At 69.2% G+C, this 11,784-nt stretch carries 10 protein-coding genes; 4 read left to right on the top strand and 6 right to left on the bottom strand.

Going from position 1 to position 11,784, the window contains the following annotated elements; all coding sequences use genetic code 11:
* The first annotated feature begins 43 nt into the window (after positions 1–43).
* Entirely contained in the window at positions 44–658 is a 615-nt protein-coding gene (locus HOV77_RS29025) for a hypothetical protein (protein ID WP_290867693.1), read from the top strand.
* 3 nt (positions 659–661) lie between these two features.
* Here the strand turns inward: HOV77_RS29025 and HOV77_RS29020 are convergent, their stop codons facing one another.
* From HOV77_RS29020 to HOV77_RS29010, 3 genes are all read right to left on the bottom strand, one after another.
* The gene (locus tag HOV77_RS29020; RefSeq protein ID WP_290867690.1) at positions 662–2,239 is read right to left on the bottom strand and encodes an acyl-CoA carboxylase subunit beta; all 1,578 of its coding nucleotides are present in this window, start codon (positions 2,237–2,239) and stop codon (positions 662–664) included.
* Between the two features lie 146 nt (positions 2,240–2,385).
* Positions 2,386–3,072, bottom strand: a complete 687-nt coding sequence (locus HOV77_RS29015; RefSeq protein ID WP_290867687.1) for a hypothetical protein — start codon at positions 3,070–3,072, stop codon at positions 2,386–2,388.
* The gene (locus HOV77_RS29010; protein WP_290867684.1) at positions 3,057–4,286 is read right to left on the bottom strand and encodes a hypothetical protein; all 1,230 of its coding nucleotides are present in this window, start codon (positions 4,284–4,286) and stop codon (positions 3,057–3,059) included. The genes HOV77_RS29015 and HOV77_RS29010 overlap by 16 nt, the downstream gene beginning before the upstream one ends.
* Positions 4,287–4,407: 121 nt before the next feature.
* On the opposite strand from HOV77_RS29010, the gene HOV77_RS29005 reads away from it, so the two are divergent.
* Together HOV77_RS29005 and HOV77_RS29000 are read left to right on the top strand one after the other, a co-directional pair.
* Complete coding sequence (locus tag HOV77_RS29005) at positions 4,408–5,178, top strand: biotin--[acetyl-CoA-carboxylase] ligase (RefSeq protein WP_290867681.1); 771 nt, start codon at positions 4,408–4,410, stop codon at positions 5,176–5,178.
* Positions 5,179–5,246: 68 nt separating this feature from the next.
* A complete protein-coding gene (locus tag HOV77_RS29000; protein WP_290867679.1) occupies positions 5,247–5,768 on the top strand; it encodes a PH domain-containing protein in 522 nt (173 codons plus the stop codon).
* 104 nt (positions 5,769–5,872) lie between these two features.
* On the opposite strand, the gene HOV77_RS28995 is transcribed toward HOV77_RS29000, so the two are convergent.
* The 3 genes from HOV77_RS28995 to HOV77_RS28985 all read right to left on the bottom strand — a co-directional run bounded on the left by HOV77_RS28995 (position 5,873) and on the right by HOV77_RS28985 (position 9,597).
* Positions 5,873–6,460 (bottom strand): GtrA family protein, encoded by a 588-nt coding sequence (locus tag HOV77_RS28995; RefSeq protein ID WP_290867677.1) that lies wholly within the window; start codon positions 6,458–6,460, stop codon positions 5,873–5,875.
* Between the two features lie 202 nt (positions 6,461–6,662).
* Positions 6,663–7,097, bottom strand: coding sequence for a GtrA family protein (locus HOV77_RS28990; RefSeq protein WP_290867675.1), 435 nt, complete (start codon positions 7,095–7,097; stop codon positions 6,663–6,665).
* A 10-nt stretch (positions 7,098–7,107) separates the two neighbouring features.
* Entirely contained in the window at positions 7,108–9,597 is a 2,490-nt protein-coding gene (locus tag HOV77_RS28985; RefSeq protein WP_290867673.1) for a sigma-70 family RNA polymerase sigma factor, read from the bottom strand.
* Positions 9,598–10,003: 406 nt separating this feature from the next.
* Between HOV77_RS28985 and HOV77_RS28980 the strand changes: the two genes are divergently transcribed.
* The coding region (locus HOV77_RS28980; RefSeq protein ID WP_290867671.1) for a phosphoenolpyruvate carboxykinase (GTP) at positions 10,004–11,784 on the top strand (1,781 nt) is incomplete at its 3' end.

Genomic DNA, 11,784 nt, shown 5'->3' with positions numbered 1-11,784 from the left:
ACTATTGAGCGTTGCTGGTAACGGCGATGCGCGTTAGCCCTACGTGGCATTACGCACGCTGGTCCTGGCCGTTCTCGTGCTCGCCGCGACGGCCGGGTGCGAACCGCGTACGACGGGGACGGCCGCGCCGACCGTCAGCGCCGGCTCCACGCACGCGGCGGATCTGCTCGCTCGCCGCGACATCCCCGGCGCCGGGTGGCGGCCGGTCAGCGTACCAGCTGAGCATGAACTGGGCTGGTCCTTCGCGGTGAGTGGGTGCCCGGGCTACGTCGCCGCCGACTACCCCGCGCAACGCCACCGGGTCGCCGCCCGCGCCGCGGCCTTCACCCAAGGTCACGGTCGCGAGGTGCGGCTGATCCTCGAGGTGTACGCGGACAGCTGGGCCGAGCAGGCCCTGGCCGACGTACGCAGGGTGATCGCGGTGTGCCCGCGCTACGACGACGGCACGGTGCTGGCCAGCCATACCGTCGAGGCCGAAGGGTTCGCCGGGGACGATTCGCTGATGGTGCGCAGCGACCACGTGCAGGGCACCGAATCGGCCCGCCAGTGGTGGACCGCGGTCGTACGCCGCGGCGCCACGGTCGCGACGGTCACCGGCACACAGCTCACCGAGACCGAGGTACGCCGCATCGCCGCAGCTCAGGTGGACCGGCTCTGAGCGTCAGAGCGGGATGTTGCCGTGCTTCTTCGGCGGCAACGTCTCCCGCTTGGTCCGCAACGTCCGCAGCGCCCGGGTCACCTGCGCGCGCGTGGCCGAGGGCTGGATGACCGCGTCGACGTAGCCCCGCTCGGCGGCGACATAGGGGTTGGCGAGGGTGTCCTCGTACTCCGTGATCAGCTTCGCGCGTTCGGTCACCGGATCGGCGGCCTGTCCCAGTTCCTGGCGGTAGAGGATGTTCACCGCGCCCTGCGCGCCCATGACCGCGATCTGGGCGGTCGGCCAGGCGAAGTTCAGGTCCGCGCCGAGGTGCTTGGAGCCCATCACGTCGTACGCGCCGCCGTACGCCTTGCGGGTGATCACGGTGATCTTCGGAACCGTGGCCTCGGCGTACGCGTAGATCAGCTTCGCGCCCCGCCGGATGATCCCCTCCCACTCCTGGCCGGTGCCGGGCAAGAAGCCGGGGACGTCGACGAAGGTGAGCACGGGAATGTTGAAGGCGTCGCAGGTACGCACGAAGCGAGCGGCCTTCTCACTGGCGGCGATGTCGAGGCACCCGGCGAAGTGCATCGGCTGGTTGGCGACGACGCCGACCGACCGGCCCTCGATCCGGCCGAAGCCGACGACGATGTTCTGCGCGTACAACGGCTGCACTTCGAGGAACTCGCCGTCGTCGAGGATCGTCTCGACGACCTTGTGCATGTCGTAGGGCTGGTTGGCCGAGTCGGGAATGAGTACGTCGAGCGCCTCGTCCTCCGGACTCGCCTCGAGCGATGCTTCGGCTGGGAAGGACGGCGGCTCGTCCAGGTTGTTGGCGGGCAGGTACGCCAGCAGCGCCTTGACGTACTCGACGGCGTCGTCTTCGTCGGAGGCCAGATAGTGCGCGTTGCCGGACTTGGTGTTGTGCGTACGCGCCCCGCCCAGCTCCTCCATGCCGACGTCCTCGCCGGTGACCGTCTTGATGACGTCCGGGCCGGTGATGAACATGTGCGAGGTCTGGTCGACCATCACGGTGAAGTCGGTGACGGCGGGGGAGTAGACGGCCCCACCGGCGCAGGGGCCCATGACGAGGGAGATCTGCGGGATGACCCCGGACGCCCGGACGTTGCGGAAGAAGATCTCGCCGTAGAGACCCAGCGAGACGACGCCCTCCTGGATCCGCGCGCCGCCGGAGTCGTTGATCCCGACCACCGGGCAGCCGATCTTCATCGCGAGGTCCATGACCTTGACGATCTTCTCGCCGAACACCTCGCCGAGGGAGCCGCCGAAGACCGTGAAGTCCTGGGCGAACACGCAGACCTGGCGGCCGTCGACGGTGCCGTAGCCGGTCACCACGCCGTCGCCGTAGGGCCGGGTCTTCTCCAGCCCGAAGGCGATCGACCGATGCCGGGCGAGCTCGTCCAGCTCGACGAAGGAGCCCTCGTCGAGGAGCATCGCGATCCGCTCCCGCGCCGTCTTCTTGCCCCGCGAGTGCTGTTTCTCCACCGCGCGGGCCGACCCGGCGTGCACCGCCTCGTCGATCCGGGCGGTGAGCTCGGCCAGCTTGCCGGCGGTCGTATGCGGATCCGGAGCCTCGGTCATGCCGAGATCCTAACGATCGTTCGGCTGCCGGTCGCTGTGATGCGGGCCATCGCCATCGGAGGGCCATGATCAGCGGAAGTTTCGCGGTGTCATCGCACAGGTGTCATCGCACCGCGTTTTCTCCGTTGATCATCGAAGCAAGCGGCTCAGGCCGTGAGGACGTCGCCGCCCCGGAGCGCGCTCGCGGCCGCACCCCGCAGCCGCACGATGCCCTTCTGACCCTCGGCGAGCGCCTCGGCCGGGCCGTCCTGGAGCCGGATCCCGGCGACCGTCAGCGGCTCCGTGGAGCCGGGGGCGGTGAGCTGGGCACCCACCGGCAACGCGCCGGTCAGCAGATCCGCCGCGATGGTGACCACGGCTTGCTTACCCGTGTCCTCGACCTGCTTGACCAGTAGGACGGACAAGCGCACGGCGCCTTCCGGCAACGGCGGCTCCGGGCGGGGCGACAGCATTCCCTGATGCTCGTGGAACAGGTCGATCACCTGCCGGCGATCGGGCGTGGCGGGCTCGAATCCCCGGGCGCGCATGTGCTCGGCGAACTCCGCGGGGACCGCCAGGTCATAGCGCTCGACGAGGTACGCCGCGATGTGCGGCCAGGCCCACTCGCCGTCGGTGTAGACGCTCGCCCCACCCGGCAGTTCCCGGTCGCTCCGCGGATCACGCTGGAATCCCGGCACGACGGTGATCGGCGCGCCGCCCTGGAGGTACGCCACGACCCGGGACTTGTCATCGGCCGGGTGCGGTTCGGCGAGGAGTTCGTCGGCGGAGACGGCGGCGCCGGCGACGTAGGGCAGATCCGCGTAGAACCCGAAGAACTTCAGTCGAGCATCCACGAGTCCTTCTCCCAGTCGAACGTCTGCCATTGGCCGCCTGAGACGAAACTGCCGTCAGGATTCACGATGAGCGTCTGATTGTAGCCGTGCACGGTCGTCTTCAACTCGGCCGCCATCGCCATGTTCATGTTGCCGCCGTAGCAGGTCACCATGCGTACGGGGGTGCCCGGGACGTAGTCCGGGTTGGACTTGATGATCGCGGCCACCTCGGCCGGCGTCATGTCGTGCGGGAAGCCCGACGGGCGGCCGTGGATGACCACCTGGTGCACGCCGTCCTCGGTCTGGATGTAGGAGTACGCGTTGAGCGTGTTCGGGTCGTTGCCGATCGCGGTGGCGCCCGGCCGGTGCTGGACGGTCGGCTCCCAGGTGGCCGGGTCGAAGTCCTCGTTGGCGAGCCGGGCCGGTCGGCCACCGGGTAGGTCGTCGGCGTTGCGGGTCAGCGGGTTGCTCCGGGAGAGCTTGCTCAGCAGCGCCTTCAGCTGATCGAGGATCTCGCCGAGCTTCTTGACCATCGGGATGAGCTTCTTGAGGCTCGACAACAGTGCCCGGACGAACTTCTGGATCTTGTTGACCCAGGTCGTCACCAGGCTCACGACCTGGCCGATGACCACCGGCGTCGCCAGGCCCAGGGTCAGCCCCGCTTCGGCCAGCCATTGCGGCAGGCGGGCGGCGAGCGTACCGACGAACTGGGCGATCAGGTCGCGGACGATGCCCCGGACCAGACCGACGATCAGGCCGGCGCCCATGACGGCGTAGTGGATGCCGTGAGCCCCTTTGCTGATGCCCTCCAGCACGGTCAGCTGCGTGCCTGCGTGCTGCCGGTACGCGTCCCCGGAAGGGCCGACCCATCCCGCTGTCTCGATCCGCACCGCGTCGGCGTAGTACTTCTGCGCGTCCAGGACGTGCTTGGCGACGTTTTCCCAGGTCTGGGCGTGCGCCGAGATCTCGTCGGGGTTGCCGGCGAGCCAGTCGAGCGCCTCCTTCAGCGGCTTGACGTGCTCCATAAGCCACGAGACGCCCCACGCGACCAGCGACCCCAGCGGGTCGACGACCAGCCCGACGACGTCGAGCGCACCACCGACGGTGCCGAGCGTGCCGTCGACCCAGCTGTCGTTGGAGATGCCGTCGGAGATCTGCGCGACATCTTCGATCAGGCCGAGGCCGGTGTACCAGGTGGTCGAGGATTGCGTCTGCGCCACCAGCGGATTGGTCACTTGCGATCCTCCCCCGTCGCACCGCAAGCGCCTCCCCAGGACCGCGGTGCGCAGATGACGCTACGGAAGCGATCGGGACGGCCGCAACCACGTCCGCGCCGCCTGTGGATAACTTAGTCAGATGAAGTTCCTCGTACGCGAAGTGCGCGAGACCGGGTCGACCAACGCCGACGTCTTGGCGGCCGCCCAGGCGGGCGAACCCGAAGGGCTCGTGGTGTCGGCCGGTACGCAGACAGCCGGGCGGGGGCGGCTGGGGCGTACGTGGCAATCGCCGCCCGGTGGGGGACTGTGGTTCAGCGTTCTCCTGCGCCCGGCCGACGTCCCGCCCGCCCGGCTCGGGTGGCTGCCGCTGCTCGCCGGAGTTGCCTTGGCGCACACCGTACGCGAGGTCGCCGGGGTGCCGACCGAGCTCAAGTGGCCCAACGACCTCCTCGTCGGCGGGAAGAAGTGTGCCGGAATCCTCGCCGAGGCGACCGGCACCGGCGCGATCGCGCTCGGCATCGGGCTCAACACTCGTCTTACGGAGGAACAGTTGCCGCCTCCGCCGCCGTCCGGTCTGCCGCCGACGTCCCTGACGTTGTCCGGTGGTTCCACTGTGGACAACAATGCGCTGCTCCACGGGCTGCTCGACCGCCTCGACGACGCGTACGCCGTTTGGCGGGCGGCCGGCGGCGACGCCGAGGCGTGCGGGCTGCGTTCGGCGTACCAGCAGATCTGCGCGACGATCGGCCTGGACGTGCGCGCGATCCTGCCCGGCGGCGCAGAGGTACGCGGTCGTGCCACCACAGTGGACAGCGAGGGGCGACTGGTAGTGGCCGGGCAGGCGGTGGCGGCCGGCGACATCGTCCACCTTCGGGCGGATACCCAGGCAATGCCACGAACCGGCCGATAGCGCGACTGGACGGCGGAGGCTAACCTCAGCGCGTCGACTGCGAGAGCAGCAGCATCAGGAGGTTAGTCGTGGCATTCCCCGAGGACGTGCTCAGCGGAGACGAGCGCGTCGTCATGCATTTGCACCCGCACTGGAAAGCGCTGATCCGGCCGGTCTTCGTCACCCTCGTGGCCATCGCCGCGACCATCCTGGCCGGGGTCTTCATCAACCAGATCGGGCTCATCGTGGTCGGCGCGCTGGCGCTGGTCGCCATCGTGTGGCTGGCCCTGTGGCCGTACCTCGTCTGGAAGACGACGCACTACGTCTTCACCAACGAGCGCGTGCTCCTGCAGACCGGCGTCTTCTCGCGCAACCGGCGCGACATCCCGGTCAACCGGATCAACGACCACTCCATGGGCCAGACCTTCATCGAGCGGCTGCTCGGCTGCGGGACGCTGACCATCGAGTCGGCCGGTGAACGCGGCCAGTCGGTTCTGTCGGACATCCCGCACGTCGAGCGGGTTCAGACCGCGCTGTACGAGATCGTCGAGGCGGACCGGGACTCGCACACGTACGACGATGACGAGCGCCCCGCCGCCCCCACCAAGTAAACCGATCCAGACGAAGATCAGCGGAGTTTTTGCGGGGTCATGACCCCACGAAAACTCCGCTGATCTTGTTGAAAGCCGATCTTGTTGAAAGCCGTCGGAAGCGTTCAGCGTTGTGCTGCGGTGAGCTCGGTGAACTGCTCCTCGGTGAGCAGCCCGTCGGAGTACGCCGCCTCGATCTCCTCCAGCGTGGCCTCCACGCCGAGAGTGCCGGTGGTGGCCGCCGCGGCGGCCAGCGCCTCGGACTCGGAGGTCGCCGGGGTGCCCCGGAAGACGAACGTCCGGTATGCCCAGAACCGGAAGACGGTGCCGATCCCCAGACCCAGTACCTTGGCGATGTTGACCGCGAGGATGCTGTTGGTGCCGAGGATGTACACGGTCGTGCCGATGAGCGCCGACTCGATGCCGAGCCCGATCAGGTTGAAGATCACGAATAGGACGAACTCGCGCGACGTCGAGTGGTCGCTGGGCCGGTCCCGAAACGTCCAGTAGCGGCTCATCATGTACGCGAACACCGTCGCGACGACGGTGGCGACGACGTTGGCCTTGACGCGCCCGACGTCGTGGATGCCGACCAGAAGGGCGTTGAAGACGGCCAGGTTGATCAGCGTGTTGAGTACGCCGACCAGGCCGAACTTGAGGGCCTCGTGGGCTAGCTGGTGGAATCGCTCAGGCAGGAAGCGGACAAGACGCACCCCACCTACCTTAGGGGATGGCTGCCCGAACCGCCGACCGATCGGCCCCGGGTGCGGGGCAAATCACCGGGATCGTTACACAACACACAGCGGAAACACAGCCAACATCATCGATTTGTAGCGTGGTGTGCACGGTCCGCAGCGCCCGCGCCCCGCAAGCGCGGCGGCCGCCCGCGCGGCGGGCTCAGGCGAAGCGGCGGGCTCAGGCGAAGACGAACCGCCGGTAGGTCCAGAACCGGAAAACGGTGGCGACAGCGTTCCCGACGATCTGAGCGGAGATCAGGTCGGCCAGGTCGGTCTGGAAGGCCGGCCACACCGAGCCCAGCACGTAGTGGCTGAAGCCGAGGACGGCCAGCGTGATGCCCAGCCCGATCAGGTTGAACGTGAAGTAGAGGACGTACTCCCGGTGCAGGGCCGATCGCGGGCGGTCCCGCCAGGTCCAGAAGCGGTTGCCGATGAAGGCGCAGGTCGCCGCGATCACGGTGGCGATGATCTTCGCGACCGTGGTCTCGACGTCCATCGCCAGCAGCCCGCTGTAGACCGCCGTGTCGATGACGAACGCCAACCCGCCGACCACCCCGAACTTGCCCAGTTCGTGGATCAGATGCTGGAAGCGGTTGTAGAGCGATCGGAACACGAGGCCCAGACTACCGGGAGTCGACTTCTTGCGAGTACGCGAGGAGGCCGAGCACGAGCGGATCGCCGCCGGAGCGCAACGAGATGCCTCCCCCGTCGGCCCGGCCCTCGAAGTGCAGCACGTCGACGCCCGGCGTACGCCAGTCGCAGGAACCGCCGGAGGCGCAGGCCACCGCACGAGCGCTAGCGCTTTCGCCGCGCGCGAGGTTGTCGGCGACCACGTGTTTGCCGATGAGGAGGCGGTCTCCGGTCAGCCCCCGATCGCCTTCCCACAGCGCGAGGCCCACCTCGACGCGGGCGCGGTCGCGGACGCGTACGGTCACCTCGGAGTCCGGCCGGTTCAGCGCGGTCGGGCCGAGCTGGACCGCCACTTCGCTCAGGGGCGCACCGGCCTGCTCGTAGACGACCGAGATGCTCCAGCCCGCGTACGCCCCCACCCCGCCGGGCAGTGCGGCGGCGGCTGCGGCCACCCACCACGCGCCGCCGTCGTCGCCCTGGAGCAGCCGGGTCACGTCCGCGTACGCCTGACCGTCGAACCGCACCAGCCGGACGGGGTGCCAGCCGCTGTCCGGTCCGTGCAGGACCACCAGGTCGGGCACCGCCTTCGAGCCGCCGACGATCAGCCCCGCCCAGCGCACGCGAGCGCCTCGGGGCACCGCCACGAGCGCCCCGCTCGCCACCTTGTCACCGGCCAGTTCGGCCAGCTGCCCGTCCGGGGTGGTCGGCCCGCCGGGTGCGAAAAGGCCGTACGGCGGGCCGGGTTCGGTCGCCGAGGGCAGCAGCGGCACCATCGTCAGCGCGTTGTTGTCCGAGCTCAGGCAGGCCGGCCGGGGCAGGCAGCTGAGCAGCGCGTTGCCGCCGAGCGCGGTGCGCAGCCGCCCGGTGCCCGCGAACGCGGTCAACATGTCCTTCGGCGCGATGGGCAGCCGGAACAGCATCGACCGGCCGCCGAAGCGCAGCACGACCGACTGGAATCCGGTCACCTGCGGCCCGATCTGGATCGGCACTTTCGCCACCGTCCGCGCGCCCGGCTCGGCTCGCGTACAGGTCACGGCCGAGCCGCCGCGACAGCGCCAGCCGTCGCCCGCGTCACTGCCCGCGAGGGTCACGCCGGTGGGCAAGGCCAGCTCGAACGTCCAGCTCTTCTCGGTGGTACGCGTAAAGGAGCGGTCGGCCAGCGTCAAGGCCTCGGTGCGCGTACCGGATTCCGTGCGGCTGAACACCAGCGGCAGTTTCGTCTTCGCCCCCGCGACGTACGAGGAGCCGGCCGGATCCGGTGTGATCGAGACGTCCTCCGGCGCGCCGACGGGTGACGCGTGCGGCTTCGCCGTCGGACTCGTCGTCGGGGAGAGCGCCGGAAGCGGCGACGGGCTCGTGTTCAGCGTCGGCTGGGGCGCGGTCGTCGCCAGCAACGGCGGCTCGGCCGGAGCCGGGACGGGCAGCTCGGCGGCGGTCGAACCGTTGGACTGCGGCAGTCCCGGGTGGGCGACGACGCTGACGACGAAGACGGCCACGCCGAGGACGGCCGCGAGGAGGAGCCCGCCCGCCGCCGCGACGTTGGGACCGCCGTACCGCCGGGCCAGCCGTTTCGGCAGGGTCGTCAGCCACCACCAGGCGTCGCCGGCGATCCGGGCGAGGCCGCCGATCAGCCCGTGCCACCAGGCCGCCACGACGGCCGTCAGCGACGCCCACGCCCCGGCGAGCCCGCCCTTGGCGGCCAGCGAGGCGAGGTAGCCAGGCGCCGCCGCGCCTAGGAGCAGCGGCGCGAGCGCCACCCGTAAGCTCACGTTCGCCTCGGTCAGCTCGCGGTGCAGGCGGCGGCACTCGGCGCACTCGGCGAGGTGGTCCTCGACCTTGGTGCGCTCCCGGCCGGCCAGCCCGGCGCGGACGTAGCCGGGCAGGTGCTCACCGGTCCAGTGGCAGCGCGGAGAACCGGTCAGCGTGATGTGCTCGGCGAGGTACCCCTGCCGAAGCCGTTCCCGCGCCCGGAAGGCGAGCACGGCGACGGCGTTCGCGGTGAGCCCGAACAGCGGCGCGATCTGTGTCGGCGACTCGCCTTCGACCTCCGTATGCCACAGCACCGCCCGCCATCGTTCGGGCAACCGGGCGAACGCACGGGCGGCGTAGGAACGCTCGAGGGCGGCGATCGAGGGATCCTCGTACGGCTCGGGCCGTTCGTACTCCTCGATCACATCCGTCGGCTCGACCTTCTGATTCCGCCGTACGCGGTCGTAGAACGCGTTGCGTACGACGGTCAGCAAATAGGGCCGAAACGAAGTCTGTGGCCCGCCACCGGCGCGAAGTGTGCCGAGTACGCGGGCGAACGCCTCGGCCGCGAGATCTTCCGCTTCGCCGCGATCCCGGGCGAGGACGACGGCGAGGCGCTTCGCCGCGTCCGCATGACGGCGATAGAGCTCGCCGTACGCGTCGGAGTCGCCGCCGCGAACGCGGGTCAGCAGCTCCGCGTCCGAATTCAGGGCACAGTCGATCTGAACGGTCACCGCTGCCTCCGGGGGGAGCCTTAGTGCAGGTTGTCCGATATGCCCCAGAACCCTAACCTTCGTCCCCCGTCCAGGGGAACCCCCCAATTTCCCCGTAACCTCTCGCGTTGATCATGAACCCAAGGTCCCAACTGACGGCGCGTCGCACCCCTCAACCTCATGATCAACAGTGCGCGACGACAAGGTTTGCGCACGGACGCGCGCGGGGATGGAGAAACGAGCGTCCGTGCGCACAAACGCCGCAGCTTGTGCAGTTCTTCACAAGACGGCAAGGGCTCAACCGGCGTAGCAGGGCTTACGCTGAGGGCACGTTCAGGTGAACGCGCCATCCCGTCGCACCCGCCGGGTTTCGGCGCCGTCCCCACGACTTCCTTCCCGGTCAGAGTCGACCACATAGGAGAGAGCCATGACCGCTGCGACCGTCAGCTTGGGGCTGGAGAACGCCCCGACCGCCCATCCGAAGCTGCTCGCCTGGGTACGCGAGGTCGCCGAGTTGACCACCCCCGACCGGATCGTCTGGTGCGACGGTTCGGACGCGGAGTGGACGCGGCTGACCGACGAGCTCGTCGAGGCGGGCACCATGGTCCGGCTCAACCCGGAGATCAAGCCCAACTCGTTCTGGACCCGCACCGACCCGACGGACGTCGCCCGGGTCGAGGAGCGCACCTTCATCTGCTCCGTCGACGAGGCGGACGCCGGCCCCACCAACAACTGGATGGCGCCGGCTGAGATGAAGCAGATCATGACCGAGCTCTACCGGGGCTGCATGACCGGCCGCACGCTCTACGTCATCCCGTTCTGCATGGGCCCGCTGACGGCGGAGAAGCCGATGTTCGGCGTCGAGCTGACCGACTCGGCGTACGTGGTGGCCTCGATGCGCGTGATGACCCGGATGGGTGCGCACGTGCTGGAGGCGATGGGCGACGACGCCGAGTTCGTGCACGCGCTGCACTCCGTCGGCGCTCCGCTGCAGCCCGGCCAGGAAGACGTCCCGTGGCCGTGCAGCCAGACGAAGTACATCACCCAGTTCCCCGAGGAGCGGCTGATCTGGAGCTACGGCTCCGGCTACGGCGGCAACTCCTTGCTGGGCAAGAAGTGCTACTCGCTGCGGATCGGCTCGGTCATGGGCCGGGACGAGGGCTGGCTCGCCGAGCACATGCTGATCATGCGGCTGACCAGCCCGGAGGGGAAGGTCTACCACGTCACCGGGGCGTTCCCGAGTGCCTGTGGCAAGACCAATCTCGCGATGCTGGAGCCGACCATCCCGGGCTGGAAGGTCGAGACGCTCGGCGACGACATCGCCTGGATGCGGTTCGGCGCCGACGGCCGGCTGTACGCCGTCAACCCCGAGTACGGCCTGTTCGGAGTCGCGCCGGGAACGGATTACAAGACCAACCCGAACGCGATGCGTACCATCGCCAAGGGCAATTCGCTGTTCACCAACGTCGCCCTGACCGACGACGGTGACATCTGGTGGGAGGGCATGGGCGAGCCGCCCGCGCACCTGATCGACTGGCACGGCAACGACTGGACGCCGGAGTCCGGCGAGCTGTCGAGCCACCCGAACTCGCGGTTCTGCACCCCGATCAAGCAGTGCCCCATCCTGGCAGACTCCTATGAGGACCCGATGGGCGTGCCGATCGACGCCATCCTGTTCGGTGGCCGCCGGAAGACCACGATTCCGCTGGTCAGCGAGGCCCGTGACTGGGTGCACGGCGTGTTCCAGGGCGCGACGCTGTCGTCCGAGACGACCGCGGCCGCGGTCGGCCAGGTCGGCGTCGTCCGCCGTGACCCGATGGCGATGCTGCCCTTCATCGGCTACAACGCCGGTGACTACTTCCGGCACTGGATCGCGATGGGCAAGGGCGGCGGCGAGACGCCGGACGCGGCCAAGCTCCCGAAGATCTTCTACGTCAACTGGTTCCGCCGGGGGGACGAGGGTCAGTTCCTCTGGCCGGGATACGGCGAGAACTCCCGCGTGCTGAAGTGGGTCGTCGAGCGGCTGGAAGGCCGGGCGGACGCCGTCGAGACGCCGGTCGGGTACGTCCCGACGCCGGAGGCGCTCGACGTCTCGGGCCTCGACCTCGACCCGGCTGATCTGGCCGCCGCCCTGGCGGTGGACCCCGAGGAGTGGAAGGCCGAGATTCCGCAGATCACCGAGTGGTTCGCCAAGTTCGGCGACAAACT

It is taken from the genome of Hamadaea sp. (assembly GCF_013362815.1).
In the GTDB taxonomy this organism is placed as follows: domain Bacteria; phylum Actinomycetota; class Actinomycetes; order Mycobacteriales; family Micromonosporaceae; genus Hamadaea.
This window is presented reverse-complemented; position numbering and strand designations above follow the sequence as displayed.